The following is a 20,207-nucleotide window of genomic DNA, read 5'->3' as shown; positions in this document are numbered from 1 at the left end:
ATGACCGGACCGCTCGGACTGCCGTCGGCGCGTCGCCGATCACGGCCGCGGACCGGCGACGGCGACCGCGTGGGCAGACAGCGGACCGGTGCCGACGGACACCTCGACCCGGGCGCGCGCGCCGTCGACACCGCAGCCGACGAGGACGGCTGCGTTGACCCGAGCGAGTCGTGCAGCGGCGGCGCAGGGTGGGTCCGTCACGAGGCCGACGGTCGCTGCCGCCGCGGCGAGCGCCGCCGCGTCGGCTGCGCCTCGGGCACGCGCGGCCGCGACCCGGTGTCCGGCGGCACCGAGCAACGAGGCCGTCACGATGCTGGTCGTGGCCAGGACCGCGATGAGCACGACCGTCGCGGAACCACGCTCACCGACCGGCCGCATCGGCTTCGTCCGCCGCGCAGCTGTCCCCCAGCAGGACGATGCCCGAGAAGGGCCCCGTCCCGGCGGGACGCCCGGCGTGGACGCAGACGAGGCCGGCAGCGTGCTCGACCCGGACGGACTCGGCGTCCGCCTGGTCGAGCGCCTGCCGAGCAGCCGGGTCGTCCCCGCGCGCGGTGGCCCGGGCAGCGACGGCAGCGGCGGTCTGCAGCCGCCCCTGCCCGTCGACGGCGAGCACGCCGGCGATCCCGACTGTCAGGACGACCGCGACGACGGGCAGTGCGAGGGCGAACTCGACCGTGACCGAGCCGCGGTCGCGCCCTGGGCCCTGCCTGGCGCGCTGTACCGCTCTCATGGAGTCAGTGCCGTTCGGACCAGGTCGGTCAGGATCGCCTGCACCTCTCCGGAGCGCATCACCGCGACGAGCACCCCGGCGAAGGCGACCGCGGCGAGGATGACGACGGCGTACTCCGCCGTGGCGGATCCCCGGTCCTCGGCGATCCTGCTCCGCAGCGCCGTCCAGTGCACCCGATGGTGTTCCCGCATCTCTTCGTTCCTCTCTACTGTGGCGCCGGCCGCTCCGGCGCTCTGGGCGGACCCGGCAACGAGGTGGTCCGTCGTTCCGCGCCCTGGATCCACCTTCGGCGAGGACGACCTCGGGCAGGAGAGCCACGATCCGGTCCGTGCAGAGGTCAGCGGAGTCCGGGAGATGTGGAGGAGAGGATCCCGAGCACGACGGGCACAACCCCGACGCACACGAACGCCGGCAGTACACAGACCCCGAGCGGCAGCACCAACCGCACCCCGAGTCGTTCGGCCCGCACCAGACCCTCGGCAGCGGCATCAGCGCGTCGGTCGACGGCAGCGGCGCGGAGGAGCCCGGCTGCCGGGACGCCGGCGTGGTCTGCCAGGGCGAGGGTCTCGGCGAGCCGCCGCCGGTCCACCTCGGGCCAGTCGCGGTCGCCGTAGACCGCCGCGACCGTCCGGTCAGCGTCGGACCAGGCGCCGCCGCCGGACAGCGCGACGGCCCAGACCTCGAGGAGCAGGCCGGGCGCTCCCCCGGTGTCGGCGGCCGCGGCGAGCAGGTGCCGGCTCCAGCGCACGGCCACGGCCACGAGCAGTGCTGCGACGACGACGCAGGACCATCCGAGTGGCGTCCTGGTGAGCACACCGACCGTGTCGACGCCCCATGCCGAGCCCAGCAGCACACCGAAGGCCGGCAGTGTCAGTACCACCCGGGCACTGGCCCGCGGACCGGCGAGGGCCGTGCGCACCGCTCGTTCCGCCGCCGCCCGGTCACGCAGGGCTCCGGCGAGCGCGCGGAGTGCGGGGACGACGGGCGATCCGGTCCGGGCAGCCACGGCGAGCACGCCGTCGACCTCGGACCCACCGGTGCTGGGTGGCCTCCCGACGGACGACGACCGGCGTGGTCCGGTGCCGGCGCCGGCTCCGGCGCCGGCTCCGAGTTCGGCCACCAGCGTCAGCGCCCGGGGCGGCGGCACCCCGGCCGCCACCAACACCGCGACGCGATCCACCGCGCGCGCCACGGCGAGCGCATCATCCGGCGGCGTCACGCTCCGCGGGTCCGTCGATGGGCGCCGCTGGCGGCGCGAGGTCGCTGGCGCGCCGCACCGCCGTCACCGGTGTCGGCGTCGGCGTCGGCGTGCACTCCAGCGGGACCGACACCACCGCCGGCGCCACCGCCGGGACCGCCGGGAGCGCCGGGACGGCCGGTGACGCCACGATCGACCCCGCTGGCGTTCCCGCTGGCGGGCAGAGGGCCGACACCGTCGTCGCTGTCACCGTCGACACGCGCGGGCGCCACCCTGGCGCGGCGTGCCCGCTCCCCGCCGGACGCCCCCGCGGGCGAACCGGACCGCCCGCGCCCCTCGAACCCCGTGCTCGCTCCGACCGACACCGCCGCAGGCCCACGCCCGGGCCCGGGCCCGTGCCCGGGTCCAGCCCCGGACTCCGCCACCGCCACCGCCACCACCTCGAGCTGCCCCTGCCGGTCCACGCCGAACCGCCCGACCTCGGCGAGCCGCCGGACCCCGTTCCGCCGCTCCACGTGCAGGACGAGGTCGAACGCGCTCGCCGCCTGCCGTGCCAGGGACGCAGGACCCAGCCCGGCGAGCGCTCCGAGCGCCTCGAGCCGCGCCGCGACGTCGCCGACCCCGTTCGCGTGGACCGTCCCCGCTCCCCCGTCGTGCCCGGTGTTGAGCGCGGAGGTGAGCTCGCGGATCTCTGCGCCCCGGCACTCCCCCACGACGATGCGGTCGGGCCGCATCCGCAGCGCTTCGCGGAGGAGCCGTTCCGTCCCGAGCGCCCCCGCGCCCTCCGCGTTGGCCTGCCGCGCTTCGAGGGCGACGACGTGCGGGTGGTCGATCCGGAGTTCGGCGACGTCCTCGACCGTGACGATCCGCTCGTCCGTCGGGACCGACCCGAGCATCGCCGCGAGGAGGGTCGTCTTGCCGCTGCCGGTCGCCCCGGTGATGAGGACGTTCCGTCGCTCCTGCACGGCCCGGTCGACGACGGCGCGCGGCACGTGCTGGAAGAAGCCGCCGTCGGCGAGCCGGTCGATCGTCGGGACCGCGTTCTGTGGCAGTCGGATCGAGATGGTGGTGCCGAGGACGCTCACCGGCGCGAGGACCACGTGGACCCGGATGCCGTCGCCGTGACGGACGTCCGCGCACGGTGTGGTCTCGTCGACGTGGCGACCACCGCGGGCCACGAGGGCTCGAGCGAGGTCACGGGTCCGCCGTTCCGAGAGGACGAGGCCGCTGACCGCGGTGAGCGCACCGCCTCGGTCGGTCCAGACCCCGCGTCCCCCGAGCACCAGCACGTCGGTGACGCGGTCGTCGGCGACGAGGGGTGCGAGTTCCTCGAAGTCGACGAGCGCGGCGGCCTGACGACGGTGCTCCGGACGTGGGGTGCCGGGGAGGAACGGTGCGCGATGCCGGTGCATGTCGACGACGGTACGGACGGGGCGGGCCCGCCCAGTGACTCCAGGACGGACCGGTGGAGAACGCAACCACCGGTGGCCAGGGTGCGGGACTTGTACCCCGAACTTGTCGGCCGTACCCCGCCGTCGAGCCCCGGATCCCGAGGATTCCGGGGCTCTCGCCGGTCCGCAATGAGGGGGACACTCGAAGAACGGTCGGTCCAGTCCGTGTGGTTGCAGGAGCACGATGCGTCATCCTGCCGGTGGACCGCTCTGTCCACCGTTCCGCGTACCTGCGCGGATCGAGCAGGTCTGAGCGGGCCTCACGGAGGGCCCGGGAGACGCGGGCGCCGCGGGAAAAAGAAGAGGCGGCACCTGTTGGGGGGAACGGGTGCCGCCAGGACACCGGCGGATTGGGGGGAATCTTGGCCGGCGCCACCGGGAACGAGCCCGGCAGGAACAACTGTACCCCAGGAACCGGATCCGACGACACCTCTGACCGGAGAACGCGATCGAGTGCGTGGATCGACCATCCGGCCGTGCGGGACCGGACCCGAGCATCCGCGGTGAGCGAGTTGTCCACAGGCGCCTCGGCGGCGTCGGCGCTCGGAGTAGTCTCCGGAGGCGCCCGGTCATCGACTGCCTCGGTGGTCCGACCGCGCCCCCGGCGGACGAGACGAGAGGACATCGATGACGATTCCGCAGCAGGACCAGACCCGTACCGACCAGACCGGTGCTGGCCAGAACCCGGCCGACCAGAACCAGACCGACCAGACCCCCGGTGACGCCACGACGTTCCCGCCGTCGCCGGAGTTCGTGGCCGACGCGGTGGCCGACCGTGCCCTGCACGACGCCGCCAGCGCGGACCGGGTGGCCTTCTGGGCCGAGCAGTCCCGCGCCCTGCTGGAGTGGCGGACGCCGTTCACGAGCACGCTCGACTGGTCCGCGGCCCCGTTCGCACGCTGGTTCGCGGACGGCGAGCTGAACGTCGCCGAGAACTGCCTGGACCGGCACGTCCGCGCGGGCAACGGCGACCGCGTCGCGATCCACTTCGAGGGCGCGAACGGCGACACCCGCACCATCACCTACGCGCAGCTGACCGCCGACGTGCAGCGTGCGGCGAACATGCTCGCGGGCCTCGGCGTCACGCAGGGCGACCGCGTCGTCGTCTACCTGCCGCTGATCCCGGAGGCCGTGGTCACGATGCTGGCGATCGCCCGCCTCGGTGCGATCCACTCCGTCGTCTTCGGCGGCTTCAGCGCAGAGAGCCTGCGCGCCCGTATCGAGGACGCCGGCGCCAAGGTCGTCGTGACGGCCGACGGCGGTTGGCGCCGGGGTGCCGTCTCGCCGCTCAAGCCCGCGGTCGACGAGGCCCTGCAGGGCGAGGGCACCGACAGCGTCGAGCACGTGCTGGTGGTGCAGCGCGGCGGCAACGACGTCGAGTGGACCGACCGGGACCGCTGGTGGCACGACGAGTTCGCCGCAGCCGCCCCGGAGCACGAGGCGCAGGCGTTCCCCGCCGAGAATCCCCTCTTCATCCTGTACACGTCCGGTACGACCGGCAAGCCCAAGGGCATCGTGCACACCTCCGGTGGCTACCTGACCCAGGCGGCGTACACGCACAAGAACGTGTTCGACATGCACCCGGAGAAGGACGTCTACTGGTGCACCGCCGACATCGGCTGGATCACCGGGCACACCTACGTCGTCTACGGCCCGCTCGCGAACGGCGTGACACAGGTCCTGTACGAGGGCACCCCCGACGAGCCGAAGCCCGGCCGGTGGTGGGACCTCGTCGACGCGTACGGCGTCACGGTCCTGTACACCGCACCCACCGCCGTGCGCGCGGCGATGAAGGCCGGACGGCAGATCCCGGAGGCACGCAGCCTCGAGACCCTGCGCCTGCTGGGCAGCGTCGGGGAACCGATCAACCCCGAGGCCTGGCAGTGGTACCGGCAGGTCATCGGGCACGACCGCACCCCGATCGTCGACACGTGGTGGCAGACCGAGACCGGCGGCATCATGATCTCGGCCCTGCCCGGCGTCACGAAGCTCAAGCCCGGCGCCGCCCAGACTCCGCTGCCCGGCATCGTCGCTGAGATCGTCGACGACGACGGCAACCGCGTCGGACCGGGTGGCAGCGGCTACCTCACGATCACCGAGCCGTGGCCTGCGATGGCCCGCGGCATCTGGGGTGACCAGGACCGCTTCGTCGAGACGTACTGGTCACGCTTCCCCGGCCGCTACTTCGCCGGCGACGGTGCCCGTCTGGACGGCGAGGGCGACATCTGGGTGCAGGGACGCGTCGACGACGTCATGAACGTCTCCGGACACCGGTTGTCCACGGCCGAGATCGAGTCGGCACTGGTCGGTCACGAGGGCGTCGCCGAGGCAGCGGTCGTCGGTGCCGCCGACGAGACGACCGGACAGGCGGTGGTCGCGTTCGTGATCCTCACCGCCGACGCCGCGGCGGACGTCGACCGCGTGTCCGCGGCGACCGAACTGCGCAACTGGGTCGGCAAGCGGATCGGCCCGATCGCGAAGCCCCGCCAGGTCGTCATCGTCCCCGAGCTGCCGAAGACGCGCTCGGGCAAGATCATGCGCCGCCTGCTCCGCGACGCTGCCGAGGGCCGACGCATCGGCGACACGACGACGTTGGCCGACCCGACGGTGATGGCGACCATCGCGGAACTGATGTAGACCCGCCGCCGGAAGGAGGGCCTCCCGTCCGATGCGGACTGGAGGCCCTCCTTCTCGTTCGCAGACCGGTCACGTCCGCCGGTGGTTCAGTCCGTCAACTCGACGATCAGCTCCACCTCGACGGGGGCGTCGAGCGGGAGCACCGCGACGCCGACGGCGCTGCGGGCGTGGATGCCCGCTTCACCGAAGACGTCGCCGACGAGCTGCGAGGCGCCGTTCGCGACGCCGGGCTGACCGGTGAAGGAGGGGTCCGAGGCGACGAAGACGGTCACCTTGACGACCTTCGCCACCCGGTCGAGCGACCCGGCGACGCTCTGCACGGCGGCGAGGCCGTTCAGTGCGGCCTGCCGAGCCTGCGCGGTCGCGATCTCGGCGTCGACCGCGGACCCGACCTTGCCGGTGACCGGGAGGGCGCCGTCGACGAAGGGCAGCTGCCCCGCGGTGAAGACGTGCGAGCCCGAGACCACGGCCGGGACGTACGCCGCGACGGGCGCGGCGACGGCCGGGATCGTGAGGCCGAGCTCGCGCAGGCGGTCCTCGATGCTCATGCGTCGACCTTCGGACGCTTCAGGTAGGCGACCAGGCCGCCCTCGGGGCCGGTGACGACCTGGACCAGTTCCCAGCCCTGGTCACCGAAGTTGTTCAGGATGGCAGTGGTGTTGTGGATGATCAACGGAGTCGTGAGGTATTCCCAGCGGCGCATGCGGTTCCTTGCCAGCCTTTCAGTCCGAGGTGTCGTTTAGGCTGCATCCTATGTCTGCCCAGAAGACGTCTGCCCGTCGGACCAAGCCCGTCTCCGCAGTCGGCGCCTTCATCGGTTTCGTCGGCTTCAGCGCACTCGCCGGTCTGCTCGTCACGATCGGTGTCACCCCGGCCATCGCGGTCGCCGGTGTCACGACGACCTCGACCATCGGGGTGTTCGAGTCCCTGCCCGAGTACATCGAGCTCGGCGACCTGCCCCAGCGCAACGAAGTGCTGGCCTACCAGGGCGGCAAGCCCGTGCACCTGGCGACGGTCTACGACCAGAACCGCCAGGAACTGAAGTACGACCAGATCAGCGACAACCTGAAGAACGCGGCCATCGACGGCGAGGACAAGCGCTTCTGGGACCACGGCGGGGTCGACATGACCTCGCTGGTGCGAGCTGGCGTGGGTACGGTCGCGGGCGGTGGCCTCGGTGACTCCGGCGGTGGCTCGACCCTGACCATGCAGCTGGTCCGCAACATCAAGATGCAGCAGGCACTCGAGCTCCCGACACAGGAAGAGCGCCTCAAGGCCTACAACGAGGCCACGAAGGTCTCGGTCTCCCGCAAGCTCGAGGAGATGAAGCTCGCGATCGGGCTCGCGAAGAAGTACTCGAAGAAGGACATCCTCACCGGGTACCTCAACATCGCCTTCTTCGGCGACCAGACCTACGGCGTGCAGGCTGCGGCCCAGCACTACTACGGCAAGAACGCCACGGACCTGACCCCCGCCGAGGGCGCGTCCATCCTGGCCATCGTGCAGTCGCCGAACACCCGCAACCTGTCGGACCCCAAGTTCTACGAGGCCAACGTCGCCCGTCGTGACGTCATCCTCAAGTCGATGTACGCGCAGAAGCACATCGACAAGAAGCAGTTCGACGAGGCCATCGCGTCGAAGCCGGCCGACTACGTGCACCTGACCGACCCGACCCAGGGCTGCAAGGCTTCCGCCGGCAACGGTTCGCAGTTCTTCTGCGACTACGCGGTGCAGATCGTCAAGGAGATGTCGCAGCTCGGTGCGACGCAGAAGCAGCGCGACGCCGCCTGGCGCAACGGTGGCTACACGATCCAGACCACGCTGAACCTCGACCTGAACAACGCGCAGAAGGACCTGATCAACCAGTACGCGCCGAACACCGAGTCCCGGTTCGCACTGGGTGGCGTGCTGAACTCGGTCGAGGCCGACACCGGCCGTGTGCTGACGATGGTGCAGAACAAGAACTACAACCAGCTGGCGAAGTGCGGCTCGCAGGGCGCAGACCCGAACGCCTGTGCGCCGGCCACCGACACGGGTCTGAACCTCAGTGTCGACCAGCAGTACGGCGGCGGTGAGGGCTTCCAGACCGGTTCGACGTTCAAGCCGTTCACGCTGCTGAACTGGCTGCAGAACGGCCACGGGCTGCAGGAGATCGTGAACGGGACGCCGCGCACGTTCTCGAGCTTCACGCAGTGCGACCAGACGTACTCGACCAGCTACCCGGTCAGCAACGACGCTCCGGGTGAGGGCGGGAACATGACCGTCGAGAACGCGACCTACCGCTCGATCAACAACTCGTACGTCCAGATGGAGCAGAAGCTCGACGGGTGCGAGATCCGCGACACCGCGGAGTCGCTCGGCGTGCACCTCGCCAAGCCGCGGAAGACGTCCACCGAGTTCGCGGACGACATGTCGAAAGCGTCGACCACCCGCGTCAAGACGAACCCGTCGTTCGTCCTCGGCACGAACTACATCGCGCCGCTGACCATGGCCGCGGCGTACGCGGGCATCGCGAACAAGGGCACGTTCTGCCGGCCGATCGCGATCGACAACGTCACGAACGCCGACGGCAAGTCGCTCGGCGGCCAGCCGAAGGACTGCACCCAGGCGATCGACCCGCAGGTCGCCGCCACCGCGATCTACGCCCTCAAGAAGGTCCTGACGATCGGTACCGCAGTCGGTGGCCGGACCGCGGACGGCTACGACGAGTTCGCGAAGACCGGTACGACCGACCTCGCAGACCAGATCTGGCTCGTCGGCGCGACCAGCAAGGCCGCGACCGCCGCGTGGATGGGCAACATCGAGGGCAAGCAGAACCTTCGCTTCATCTACGGTCCGAACGGCCAGTACGCCGGATCCCGCACCGCGCTCTGGCGCCAGGCGCAGGCCGTCGTGAACACCCAATACCCCGGCGGCGAGTTCGAGACCCCGTCCGCGGCGGCCATCCGCGGCAACAGCATCAGCGTCCCGAACGTGGCCGGGCAGACCCCCGACGCGGCTCGGGCAGCGCTCGCGAACGTCGGCCTGACGTACGTCGACGGCGGGGTGCAGTCCGGCGGCGGAACCGCGGGGACGGTCTCGTCGACCAGTCCGGCAGCCGGACTCCAGCTCTCCAAGGGGTCGAGCGTGACGGTCTACACCACGGACGGTTCGCAGGCCTCGGTCCCCGATGTCGGCGGCAAGAAGGTCGACGACGCGAAGTCGACCCTGGCGGGGGCCGGGTTCACGAACGTGGCCGTCGCCGGTGACTACGAGCGTGGCAACGGCAAGAACGAGTGCACGGTCGCCGCGGTGGCTCCGGGCGCCGGGACGGCCACGGCGAAGACCACCGGGGTGACCCTCAAGCTGTTCGGCAACAAGGACGGCAAGGCGCCGAAGGACTGCCGATGAGCCGCGGCCGCGGTGCCCTCGGCGTCCTGGCCGCGGGTGCCGCGGTCGGTGTCGCCTCGGCAGCCTGGGGCGCACTGGTCGAACGCCGGCGGTTCGGCATCCGGTGGGAGACGGTCCCCGTCCTGCCCGCCGGTTCCCGTGACGTGACGGTGCTGCACCTCTCCGACATCCACATGGCGCCGTGGCAGGCCGACAAGCAGCAGTGGATCCGCGACCTCAGCCTGGTCGAGCCGGACTTCATCGTGAACACCGGCGACAACCTCGGGCACGAGACCGCCAACGCCGCCGTCGAGTACGCCCTCGAGCCGTTCCGCGGCATCCCCGGAGCGTTCGTGTACGGCTCGAACGACTTCTTCGCCCCGTCCCCGCGGAACCCGGCGCGCTACCTCTCCGGTCCGAGCACGATGCGGCCCGAGGCGCCTCCGGCGAAGCTCGACGTCGATCGGCAGACGGCCTTCTTCGAGTCACTCGGCTGGCTCGACCTCAACAACCGCGCCCGTGCGATCGAGGTCCGCGGCTCACGCTTCGAGCTCTTTGGCACCTCCGACGCGCACCGCGGCTGGGACCGTCTCGATCTGCTGCCGGCCAACGTCGACGAGATGCGCTCCGAGGTCCCCTGGTCCGAGGACGAGACCGGTCCCTCCCCCGTGTCCATCGGCGTCACGCACGCGCCCTATCGTCGGGTGCTGGACGCCTTCGTCACGCAGGGCGCGGACGTGGTGTTCGCCGGGCACACCCACGGCGGCCAGGTCGCCGTCCCCGGAGTCGGGGCACTGGTGACGAACTCGGACCTCCCCCGTCGGTACGCCAGCGGACTACACCAGTGGCAGAACCGGACGCACTGGTCGTGGCTCAACGTCTCGGCCGGGCTCGGCACCTCGATCTACGCGCCGATCCGGTTCGCCGTACGCCCCGAGGCCGTGGTCGTCACTCTCACCGCCCGAGCCTGAGCCACATCGGGGTCCGCATCGGAGGTCGGCCGCCCGGCTCTCACCTGTCCACCTGGTGGTCACGTGCCTCCCGATCGGGGTCCGCCGAGGATCACTCCGCCGAAGCGACAGCCGGGCGCCGGAGGGGATCGTAGGCCGGTCACCCGCAGGTCCTGGTTCCCACGACAGCTGCGGTCGCGGGCCGGTTGCGCGCATCTCCTCGTTCCCGCGCCGCGTCGGTAGGCGCCAGGCCGGTCCTCGGGCACCCCGCCGCTCTGCGTGCGCCCGCGCGGGTCGGTGGGTGCCGGTCCGGGGGGACGCCGGTCCGGGGGGGCGCGCCGGTCTGCGGCCGCAGCCGTGTGCGGAGGCCCGGCCGTGTGGTCCGACTCAACGCGGCGAATCGCGACGCGCCCGGCCGACATCGCGTGGTCGTGAGCACCCCCGAACATCGGATAGACTTCTGGGGTTGCTCCGGGAACGGAGTGATCACACCGCGGGGTGTGGCGCAGCTTGGTAGCGCGCGTCGTTCGGGACGACGAGGTCGCAGGTTCAAATCCTGTCACCCCGACAGCCACGGCCCTGGTTCCACTCGGAACCAGGGCCGTTCTGCTTATCCGCGGGCTGTACCGCCGAGGGCTGTCCTGGTGTTCAGATCAGCCGTTTTCGCGCCCAACAGCCGTCTGGGTCTCGGCACAACGAGAACCGGCCCGCGCCAGGGCTTCCCGCGGCGCAAACCGGTTTCGGTAGTGCCTGTCCAGGCCGAACCGGCGCAGCGCGAGCCAGGCTGGCGTGCCGAGCATCCGGTAGCAAGCCGTGCCGCCGCACAACGAGAACCGGCCCGCACCAGGGCTTCCCGCGGTGTGAACCGGTTCCGGTAGTGCGTGTCCACGCCCAACCGGCAGCGCGAGCCAGGCTGCGTGCCGGGCCGCGCCCGCCAGCAGCAGCGCCGGCCGCTCCCCTACGCGACCGCGACGCCCGGGCGGACCAGACGCCCGTCGGCGTGCAGCCCGGCGACGACCTCGAGCGCCTGGTGCCGGTAGCGCGCCTGTGCGGCGCCCGGAGCGACGATGACACCGTCCGCCCCGGTCGACTCGACCAGGTCGTTGATCTTCGCTGCGACCTGCTCACGCGTGCCGTACGCCTGACGCTCGGTGCGGGCGGCGATGAACCGACGCTCGAGGTCCGAGAACTGGTAGGCGCGCGCCTCGTCCATGGACACCGGCTCGGGCTTCGTGCCCTGACGCATCCGGATGAAGGAGATCATGCCCGGGGCGCTCTGCTCCTCGACCACGGCGGGGTCCTCGTCGGTGACGACCTGCACGCCGATGAGGGCGAGGGGCTCCGACCGGAAGCGTGACGGCCGGAACGACTGGTGGTAGAGCGCCAGTGCCGCTTCGGTGTTGTCCGAGGCGAAGTGGTGCGCGAACGCGAAGGCGATGCCGAGTGCACCGGCGACCTGCGCGCTGTACCCGGAGGAACCGAGCAGCCAGAACTCGGGCACGTCGCCGTAGCCGGGGACGGCGCGGATCCGGGAGAGCGGGTTCGACTCCTCCATGCCGGTGAAGAACCCGATCAGGTCGGCGAGCTGCTGCGGGAAGTCGTCGACGTCCAGGCGGTCGGTGCGACGCAGCGCCATCGCGGTCGCGCCGTCCGTACCGGGTGCGCGACCGATGCCGAGGTCGACGCGGTCGCCGTACAGGGCACGGAGGGTGCCGAACTGCTCGGCGATGACGAGGGGTGCGTGGTTGGGCAGCATCACGCCACCGGACCCGATCCGGATGGTGGAGGTCGCGGCTCCGACGGCACTCAGCAGCACGGCGGGTGCGGACGACGTGATGCCCGGCATGCCGTGGTGCTCGGCGACCCAGATCCGTTCGTAGCCGAGTTGCTCGGCCCGCACGGCCATGTCGATCGAGCCCTGCAGTGCTTCGGTGTTCGACTGGCCGTACTCGCGCGTGGCGAGGTCGAGGACGGAAAGGTGCAGGGGTGCGTCACTCATGTCGGAGCCAACGTGAGCCGCCCCGCGACCATTCCGCGCCTCCTGTCCGGGACGGAGTGTCAACAGTCCGGGACGGAGCGTCAGCAGTCCGGGACGATGCGTCAGCGCTCGGCGGCGCCGTCCAGCCGCCCACCGGACTCGGTGAGGTAGCAGTTGGCGCAGAGCGACTCGTACTCGACGTCGGCGCCGTCGATGGCGACCTGTGACCCGTCGAAGACGAACTGCCCGTGGATCTTCCGCGCGTTGAACACCGCCTTGCGTCCGCAGCGGCAGATCGTCTTGAGCTCTTCCAGGGAGTGCGCGACCTCGAGCAACCGCCGGCTGCCGGGGAACGCCTCGGTGCGGAAGTCGGTGCGGATGCCGTACGCCAGGACCGGGATCTGGTCGAGGACGGCGATCCGCAGCAGGTCGTCGACCTGCCGTGGGGTGAGGAACTGGGCCTCGTCGACGAGCACGCAGCTGACCGGTCGGACCATGCCGTCCAGGCGCGCGGACTCCGGGTCGGTGGCACCGGCCTCGGCGACGGCGGCACGGACGTCCACGTCGGCGGGCAGCACCACGTCGACGGTCCGGGTCACACCGAGCCGCGAGACGATCTCACGGTCGCCCTTCGTGTCGACGGCGGGCTTCGCGAGCAGGACCCGCTGACCGCGCTCCTCGTAGTTGTAGGCGGCCTGCAGGAGTCCGGTGCTCTTGCCGCTGTTCATCGCGCCGAAGCGGAAGTAGAGCTTCGCCACTACGCGAGGAACCCATCCTCCGCCGCACGACGGATCAGGTCGGACTTCTTCGACGCCGGGCGGCCGACCTTCGCGTACTTCTCGCGGACGCGCCGCAGGTAGGTCTTCGCCGTTTCGTACTGCACGTTCATCTGCGCGGCGACCTCGTTGGTGGAGTAGCCGGAGACGTACAGGCGGAGCGCTTCCTCTTCACCGTGGCTGAGCTTGGGCCGCTGGTGGGCGCTCGCGCCGGTGGGCAACGGCCGCCACTCGCGCTGCGCGGGGGTCTCGCGGGCGACGCCCATGACCTCGCGCGCGATGTCCATGACCTCGCGCATCGGCAGGGACTTCGACAGGAACGCAGCCGCGCCGGCGGCGAGCGACCGGTCGCGGGACTCACGCGCGTCGACGCTGGAGAGCACGATGACCTTCGCACCAGCGGCACGGCAGGTGCGCACCCGGGCCTCGATGGAGACGGGCTCCTTGAGCTGGAAGTCGAGGAACACCAGGTCGGTCGGGAAGCTGTCGCTGTGCACCATCTCGAGCCAGGTGTGGGCGGTGAGGGCCAGGTCGAAGTCGAAGGCGTTCACCGCGATCCAGCTCGACAGGCTGTCGAGCAGGACCTCGTGGTCGTCGAGGATGGCCAGGCGCACCCGTCGCGAACCCGGGGTCGGCATCGACGGACCGCCCTCCGTGAGACGGTTCGGGTCAGTGCTGGTCATACGAGAACCTTAATGTCAGTGACGATGGTCGGACGGCGACGTCGGTGTCGGGGAACGTCACGCGGAGCACGGCGAAGTAGGGGTCGAAGGTCCGGTGGATCCCGACGTCGGAGTCCGCGACCACGACGTCGAAGGTCATCCCGACCCGCGGCTTCGTCGGGCCCGCCGCACCGGCCGTCGGTCTGGCCGCTGGCCCGTCCGCACCCAGGCCGGGCGCGAGCGCGCCGACGGGGGCGACCGTGACCCGGACGCCGGCCGGGTCGACCGTCGCGGCGCCGAGCAGCGCCCGGACGAACGTCCGGACGACGGTCCGCTGGTCCGCGTCCATGGCGGACGCCAGTCCCTCCGGGTCGTGCACGGTCGCCGCGGCGTCGCCCGACACCCGGACGGCGTACTCGAGCCAGGTGCGGTCCGCCTCGGCGACCATCCCCTGGCGGATGCCGTCGGCGATCGCGCGGGCCCGGTCCCGGTCGGCGTCGGTGATCGACGCACGGGTCCGGAGTTCGGCGAAGAACGGTGCGACGTCGCGCGCCAGGATCGTGGACCGGTCCTGCTGGACGCTCGCGGTGATGCCGTCGCGTTCAGCCCGTTCGACGGAGTAGGACCCGGCACGGATCTGAACCCGTTCCGCCAGACCGGCGAAGGTCCGCGCGAACACGGCGGCCGCGGCGGTCAGGACCAGGGTCGGCGCAGCCGCCAGGAACGCGGCCACGGACACCGGAACGCCGGCCGGGTACACCGCGGCGACCGTCCCGGCGGTCACGCCGTTGACCACCGCCAGGACGAGCCCGCCGACGACCAGGTCCACCCACGGCCGGTACGGTGCGACCCCGACGATGCCGACCGCGCACAGCAGGACCATGAAGTCGTTGACGAGGGAACGGTCCGGCCCCCACTGCGCCGCCGAACTGGTCACGGTCGCGGCCGCGAGCAACGCGACGTGGGCGACGAACGCCCAGCGCGGGAACGGCGCACGGAACGGACTGGAGGCGCTGATCACCACCACCGCGGAGGCCGCCAGCAGCAGGACGGTCAGGGCACTGACCGTCGGGGTGCCGACGACGTCGCGGTCGAACAGGGACACCAGGCTCGCCCAGAGCACCCCGCCGGCGCCGATCACGACCGCGAGGGGTCGGGACCCCATCGCGCCGAGCGGGTCGTACTGCTGAGCGGTCCGGCGGCCGCTGCCGCTGCCGCGACCGCGGTCCGCGCGGCCGGCGGTCACGACGCACGCTCCACGTCGTCGTCACCGGCGAGGTGCACGACCGGCGCGGAGCCGATCGTCGCCGCGTACGGGACGCTCATCATGACGCTCGTGCCGGATCCAGGCGACGACCACACCTGGACGTCGCCGCCGACGCGGCCGATGCGTTCGCGGACGGAGTTCCGGAGGCCCATCCGATCGGCGCCGGTCGCCTGCTCGTCGAAGCCGCGCCCGTCGTCGACCACCATCACGGTGCACGCCGCTCCGTCGTCGAAGACGCTGACCTCGGCGGTGTCGGTGCCGGCGTGCTTGAGGACGTTCGCCAGGCACTGCCCGACGGCGCGGACGACGGCGGTCATGGCCCGCGGGTCCAGGCGCCCGACGGACGACGGGTCACCCGTCACGGCGACCTGGAGGCCCGTGGCACGCTGCTCGTCGATCATCCGCTCGAACGCGGCGACCGCCTCGGACGTGGGATCCGTCGGATCGACGCCGTTCGCCGTGGTGGCGTCCCCGGCGAGCCAGGCCCGGCCCGTGAGCATCGCGACGTCGGACTCCATGGTCCGGGCGAGGTGCTCGTCCATCGGTCCGGCCGGCGCGAGGGCGATGGCGTTGAGGTGGTTCAGGATCGTGTCGTGCAGGATCGCGGCGGCTTCGGCCTCGATGCCGGCGCGGTACGCGGTGACGTGTTCCTCACGGGCGGACCGCAGCAGTTCGGGTTGGACGCGCTCGGACCGCGCGGTCGAGCGGCTGACGGCGACGACGAGCGCGATGACGAAGCCGAGCGTCACCCAGGCGAGCACGAGGGGGTGGTCGGGGCCGCCGGAGCGTGCGGCGGCGACGGAGGTCACGACCCTCCCGACGGTGAAGCCGGACACCGACCAGAGGACGACACGGAGGGTGCCACTCCCCGATCCGCCGATGAGGACGAGCGGCACGACGACCAGGGACAGCAGGTAGGAGCTGACCCAGGGGACGTCGGCGAGTTCACGTTGCACGACGGTGGCGAACCACCACGCGCAGATGCCCCCGACGACGAGGAAGGCAGCGCCTGACCGCCACGTGCCGACGTGGGTGTGCACAGCGATCATGACGAGCATCGGCACGACGGCCAGGACGGCGCCGAGGACGTGGTCGTTCGGGGCGTCGAGCCGGTAGAGGACCAACAGCAGCGCTGCGGCCACGAGGGAGCCGATCGCCGCCGCGTGGAAGGCGCGCACCGTCGACCACGCGTTCACCCGGGGGGCGAGATGCGTGGGGATGCCGAGCACCGGGGCTGTCCTTCCGTGCGGTCGAGGGGTCACGGAGCACCCGGCCAGCGAGTGCTCTCCACCGCTGACGACCGTTCGGGAGGCCGTTCAGCTGCAGGGGCGCCACCATCGATCCAACCACGATGCACGGGGTTGTGTACCCCGATCAGGTCCTCAGACGGCAGACCGGACCATGGTACCGGCGACCACCGACCCTCTGCTGTCCCCCGGACACGGGCTCGCGGACCTCCGGCGCCTCAGAACAGGCGCGGCCCGCCGGTGCTGGACGACGTCGGTCGGACCGGGGTCGACGTCGGCGACAGCGACGGGGACAGCGACGGGGACGGCGACGACGGTGCAACAGCCTGCGCCGGCTGCCGCCCGTTCGTCGGTCGGTACTCGGCCCGGTGGGCGTACCCGGGGTCGGCGCGCTTCAACGGCGACTGGTCGGACGTGCGCGGGACGGCGTCGTCCGAGAAGCCCATCGACCCGGTCGCGGGGTCGACCTGCCCGAGGGACAGCCCGTGCTCGCGGAGGATCGGGCGGACCCGCTCCGCCAACCACCGCCGGTAGTCCTTCGGCGCGTACGTGTTGTCGAGGTACATCGCCCGGTACCGGCCGACCAGGTCCGGGTGGGTGCGGCCGAGCCACTCGTACCACCACGGCTTGATGCCCGGCTTGAGGTGCAGCGCCGAGTACATCAGGCTCGTGGCGCCCGACGCCGCCGCGCGTCCGACCGCGTCCTGCAGGTGGGCGCGGGTGTCCGTGATGTACGGCAGGACCGGCATGAGGAAGACCGAGCAGTCGAGTCCGGCGTCACGGACGGCACGAACGGTCGCCAGGCGGGCCGAGGTCGTCGGCGTCCCCGGCTCGACGGACTGCTGCAGGTCGTCGTCGTACACCGCGATCGACATGGCGATGTCGACCGGCACGGACTTCGCCGCTTCGACCAGCAGCGGGATGTCCCGGCGGAGCAGGCTGCCCTTGGTGAGGATGCTGAACGGCGTCCCCGACTCCGCCAGCGCTCGGATGATGCCGGGCATCAGGCGGTAGCGCCCCTCGGCCCGCTGGTACGGATCGGTGTTCGTGCCGAGGGCCACCGGGTGCCGGTCCCAGCTCGGCTTCGCGAGTTCGCGCGTCAAGACGTCCGCCACGTTCGTCTTCACGACGATCTGCTGGTCGAAGTCCGCGCCACCGTCGAACTCCAGGTAGGTGTGGGTCGGGCGGGCGAAGCAGTACACGCACGCGTGGCTGCAGCCGCGGTAGGGGTTGATGGTCATCCCCCAGGTGCCGCCGTCCGCTCCCCCGACCTTGTTCAGCGCCGACTTCGCCAGGACTTCGTGGAACGTCACGCCGGCGAACTCCGGTGTCGTCACACTCCGGACGAACCCGCTGTTCGACTCGAGCCCGGGGAGCATGTCGCTCCGCTCGGCCGTGATCGCCTGTCCGTCCCACCGCATGCACCCATTCGAACACACGTTCGAACGCGGCGCAAGGCGACCGAAGTCAGCGGTGCAGTCCGAGCACCGCCGCGGTGCGGTCGAGTGTGGCGTCCGCCAGCGCGGCGTCGTCGCCGAGGTCCTGCCCGTACGTCGGGACCATCTCGCGCACCGTGGGCTGCCAGCCGTCCCACCGGTCCGGGAAGCACTTGCGGAGCATGCTCAGCATGATCGGCACCGCCGTCGACGCACCCGGTGAGGCTCCGAGCAGTCCGGCGATCGAGCCGTCCGCCGACGTGATGACCTCGGTCCCGAACTGCAGGACGCCGCCCTTGTCCTTGTCCGGCTTGATGACCTGGACGCGCTGGCCGGCCGTGATCCGGTGCCAGTTCTCGGGCTCGGCTGCGGGCATGAAGTCGCGGAGGGCGTCGAACTTGGTCTGCTTCGATGCCAGGAGCTGCCCGACCAGGTACCGGACCAGGTCGAAGTTCGAGAACGCGACGCTGAGCATCGGCCGCAGGTTGTGCGGGCGGATCGAGGCGAACAGGTCGAGGACCGAGCCCTGCTTGAGGAACTTCGGGCTGAACCCGGCGTACGGGCCGAACATCAGCGAGGCGCTGCCGTCGACGATGCGGGTGTCCAGGTGCGGCACCGACATCGGCGGAGCACCGACGCTCGCCTTGCCGTAGACCTTCGCCGAGTGCTTCTGCACGACCTCGGGGTCATCGGTGCGGAGGAACTCGCCGGACACCGGGAACCCGCCGTAGCCGCGGATCTCCGGGATGCCGGACTTCTGCAGCAGCTGCAGGGCACCACCACCCGCACCGACGAAGACGAAGTCCGCCGCGATGCGCTGCTTGGTGCGACCGACCTCGTTGCGGACGTCGAGCACCCAGCCGTCGGACACCTTCGAGCGGACGATCTTCGTGACGCGGTGCGACGGCTCGAACTCGAGCCCGTCGATCTCGAGCTGGTCGAACAGCTGTCGGGTCAGCGAGCCGAAGTCGACGTCCGAGCCGGCCGCCGAGTAGGTCGCCGCGATCGGCTGGTCCTTCTTACGGCCCGGGATGAGCGCCGGCGCCCACTTGCGGATCTGCTCGGCGTCCTCGCTGTACTCGAGCCCGGCGAACAGCGGGTGGTCCTTCATGGCGTCGTAGCGGGCACGCATGTAGGCGACGTTGTCCGCACCCCAGACGAACGAGATGTGCGGTGTCGGGTTGATGAAGCTCTTCGGGTCGGGCAGGGTGCCGTCCTCGACCAGGTGCGACCAGAACTGGCGCGACACCTGGAACTGCTCGTTGACCGTCACGGCCTTCGCGATCTCGACACGACCGTCCGGCAGCTCCGGCGTGTAGTTCAGCTCGCAGAGTGCAGAGTGACCCGTCCCGGCGTTGTTCCACGGGTTCGAGGACTCCTGCGCGGCCGAGCCGAGCCGCTCGTAGACGCGGATCTTCCAGTCCGGCTCGAGCCGGTGGATGATCGCGGCGAGCGTGGCGCTCATGATCCCTCCCCCGACGAGGACGACATCGATGGGGTCCACCTGCTTCACTGCCACCCGTCGAGCCTACCTCCGTTCCCTGCGCGGCCGCGGATCACCTCGCACCTGATGGTCGATTGCGATCCCACATATCTCATACAGTGTTGGGGTTCCTGGCCCTCCACCGAAAGCACACCATGCGCCGCACCACGACCATGGCCGGGCTCGTCGCCGTCCCCCTCCTCGCGACCGCCCCGCTCCTCGCCGTCTCCACGTCGGCTTCCGCCCAGACCGTCGTCGACGCGACCACGTCCGACTCGACGGTCACCAGCACGCTCCGCCTCGCCGGCTCGAACGGGTTCGTCGCCGTGGGCACCGTCGACGGCGTCGAGGAGGCTCACACGAACGCCGCCACCGCCGACGCCGTGCTCCACCCGGAGCCGGGCGCCACCGGTCCGCTGGTCATCGGCGATCGGTGCTTCAGCCCGCTCAACGGACCGGGTCTGCCCTACGCGATCGTCATCGACGCCACGGACCCGTCACGGTGCCTCACCATGCGCACCGTCGCGGGTGCCGACGGTTCCCTCCGGTTCGTCGCGGACGACGCGCTCTCCCCCGGCAACGGACTGACGCTCGAGCAGACCCCCGGGTCCTCCGCACTCCGTCTCGGCGACGCCGGCTCCGACTTCGACGTCGTCACCCGCGGGGAGTTCACGGCTCCGGAGCTCACCGAGACGACGATCACGGTCGGTTCCGACCTGGCCGGCACCGCGCAGCCCGGTGCCCACGTCGTGGTCGTCCGAGGTACCGACGTGCTCTGCGAAGCGGACGCCGCCGGCGAGGACGCCTCCCAGCCCGGCACGTGGTCGTGCGCCGCCGACCTGCAGGTCGGCGAGCACGACCTCGAGCTCTACGGCGTCTCGGCGGCGAACCAGCCGGCAGGCCCCCGCGCGGTGCACGTCGTCGTCGCCGACGCCAGCACCGATCCCGGGACGGATCCGGGCACCGACCCCGGCACCGACCCGGGCACCGACCCCAGCCCCGAGCCCGGACCCGACCCCGACC

The 20,207-nt window shown here is 71.4% G+C and carries 17 protein-coding genes, 1 tRNA gene and 1 pseudogene; 5 read left to right on the top strand and 14 right to left on the bottom strand.

Translation table 11 applies throughout. The features are described from left to right. Positions 1-39: 39 nt before the first annotated feature. The 5 genes from QL987_RS06235 to QL987_RS06215 form a co-directional block, all read right to left on the bottom strand. Positions 40-378: an Rv3654c family TadE-like protein gene (locus QL987_RS06235; protein ID WP_290156798.1), complete on the bottom strand. Its 339-nt coding sequence runs from the start codon at positions 376-378 to the stop codon at positions 40-42. Further along, complete coding sequence (locus QL987_RS06230) at positions 362-730, bottom strand: TadE/TadG family type IV pilus assembly protein (protein ID WP_290156797.1); 369 nt, start codon at positions 728-730, stop codon at positions 362-364. Before QL987_RS06230 ends, QL987_RS06235 begins: the two co-directional genes overlap by 17 nt. Next, positions 727-921 carry a DUF4244 domain-containing protein gene (locus QL987_RS06225; protein WP_290156796.1) on the bottom strand — a complete coding sequence of 65 codons (195 nt, stop codon included), beginning with the start codon at positions 919-921 and terminating at the stop codon, positions 727-729. Before QL987_RS06225 ends, QL987_RS06230 begins: the two co-directional genes overlap by 4 nt. Before the next feature lie 146 nt (positions 922-1,067). Further along, a complete protein-coding gene (locus QL987_RS06220) occupies positions 1,068-1,949 on the bottom strand; it encodes a type II secretion system F family protein (protein WP_290156795.1) in 882 nt (293 codons plus the stop codon). Further along, a complete protein-coding gene (locus QL987_RS06215; protein ID WP_290156793.1) occupies positions 1,946-3,340 on the bottom strand; it encodes an ATPase, T2SS/T4P/T4SS family in 1,395 nt (464 codons plus the stop codon). Before QL987_RS06215 ends, QL987_RS06220 begins: the two co-directional genes overlap by 4 nt. A 666-nt stretch (positions 3,341-4,006) precedes the next feature. Here QL987_RS06215 and acs point away from each other — a divergent pair. After that, positions 4,007-6,016 (top strand): acetate--CoA ligase, encoded by a 2,010-nt coding sequence (gene acs, locus QL987_RS06210; RefSeq protein ID WP_290156791.1) that lies wholly within the window; start codon positions 4,007-4,009, stop codon positions 6,014-6,016. An 86-nt stretch (positions 6,017-6,102) separates the two neighbouring features. Here the strand turns inward: acs and QL987_RS06205 are convergent, their stop codons facing one another. Next, complete coding sequence (locus tag QL987_RS06205) at positions 6,103-6,564, bottom strand: RidA family protein (protein ID WP_290156790.1); 462 nt, start codon at positions 6,562-6,564, stop codon at positions 6,103-6,105. Beyond that, on the bottom strand, positions 6,561-6,719 hold the full coding sequence (locus QL987_RS06200) for a hypothetical protein (protein WP_290156789.1): 159 nt from the start codon (positions 6,717-6,719) through the stop codon (positions 6,561-6,563). Before QL987_RS06200 ends, QL987_RS06205 begins: the two co-directional genes overlap by 4 nt. Before the next feature lie 50 nt (positions 6,720-6,769). On the opposite strand from QL987_RS06200, the gene QL987_RS06195 reads away from it, so the two are divergent. From QL987_RS06195 to QL987_RS06185, 3 genes are all read left to right on the top strand, one after another. Continuing rightward, positions 6,770-9,406, top strand: coding sequence for a transglycosylase domain-containing protein (locus QL987_RS06195; protein ID WP_290156788.1), 2,637 nt, complete (start codon positions 6,770-6,772; stop codon positions 9,404-9,406). After that, on the top strand, positions 9,403-10,356 hold the full coding sequence (locus tag QL987_RS06190; RefSeq protein ID WP_290156787.1) for a metallophosphoesterase: 954 nt from the start codon (positions 9,403-9,405) through the stop codon (positions 10,354-10,356). The genes QL987_RS06195 and QL987_RS06190 overlap by 4 nt, the downstream gene beginning before the upstream one ends. A gap of 473 nt (positions 10,357-10,829) precedes the next feature. Continuing rightward, a tRNA-Pro gene (locus QL987_RS06185) sits at positions 10,830-10,903 on the top strand. A gap of 390 nt (positions 10,904-11,293) precedes the next feature. On the opposite strand, the gene QL987_RS06180 is transcribed toward QL987_RS06185, so the two are convergent. The 7 genes from QL987_RS06180 to QL987_RS06150 form a co-directional block, all read right to left on the bottom strand. Further along, positions 11,294-12,334 (bottom strand): LLM class flavin-dependent oxidoreductase, encoded by a 1,041-nt coding sequence (locus QL987_RS06180; protein WP_290156786.1) that lies wholly within the window; start codon positions 12,332-12,334, stop codon positions 11,294-11,296. A 101-nt stretch (positions 12,335-12,435) separates the two neighbouring features. Then, the gene (locus QL987_RS06175; RefSeq protein WP_290156785.1) at positions 12,436-13,071 is read right to left on the bottom strand and encodes a thymidine kinase; all 636 of its coding nucleotides are present in this window, start codon (positions 13,069-13,071) and stop codon (positions 12,436-12,438) included. Next, positions 13,071-13,772 (bottom strand): response regulator, encoded by a 702-nt coding sequence (locus tag QL987_RS06170; protein WP_290156784.1) that lies wholly within the window; start codon positions 13,770-13,772, stop codon positions 13,071-13,073. Before QL987_RS06170 ends, QL987_RS06175 begins: the two co-directional genes overlap by 1 nt. Continuing rightward, on the bottom strand, positions 13,759-14,997 hold the full coding sequence (locus QL987_RS06165) for a hypothetical protein (protein ID WP_290156783.1): 1,239 nt from the start codon (positions 14,995-14,997) through the stop codon (positions 13,759-13,761). The genes QL987_RS06170 and QL987_RS06165 overlap by 14 nt, the downstream gene beginning before the upstream one ends. After that, entirely contained in the window at positions 14,994-16,247 is a 1,254-nt protein-coding gene (locus QL987_RS06160; protein WP_290156781.1) for an ATP-binding protein, read from the bottom strand. The genes QL987_RS06165 and QL987_RS06160 overlap by 4 nt, the downstream gene beginning before the upstream one ends. A gap of 236 nt (positions 16,248-16,483) precedes the next feature. Then, positions 16,484-17,686: an Rv2578c family radical SAM protein gene (locus QL987_RS06155; RefSeq protein WP_290156779.1), complete on the bottom strand. Its 1,203-nt coding sequence runs from the start codon at positions 17,684-17,686 to the stop codon at positions 16,484-16,486. A gap of 46 nt (positions 17,687-17,732) precedes the next feature. Continuing rightward, positions 17,733-19,220: a malate:quinone oxidoreductase gene (locus tag QL987_RS06150; protein ID WP_290156778.1), complete on the bottom strand. Its 1,488-nt coding sequence runs from the start codon at positions 19,218-19,220 to the stop codon at positions 17,733-17,735. Positions 19,221-19,339: 119 nt separating this feature from the next. On the opposite strand from QL987_RS06150, the pseudogene QL987_RS06145 reads away from it, so the two are divergent. Further along, positions 19,340-20,207: pseudogene (locus QL987_RS06145) on the top strand (hypothetical protein); the annotation flags it as partial.

This window comes from Curtobacterium sp. APC 4022 (assembly GCF_030407555.1).
In the GTDB taxonomy this organism is placed as follows: Bacteria; Actinomycetota; Actinomycetes; order Actinomycetales; family Microbacteriaceae; genus Curtobacterium.
Note: the sequence above shows the minus strand (reverse complement) of the source record. Positions and strands in the feature narration are given on the sequence as shown.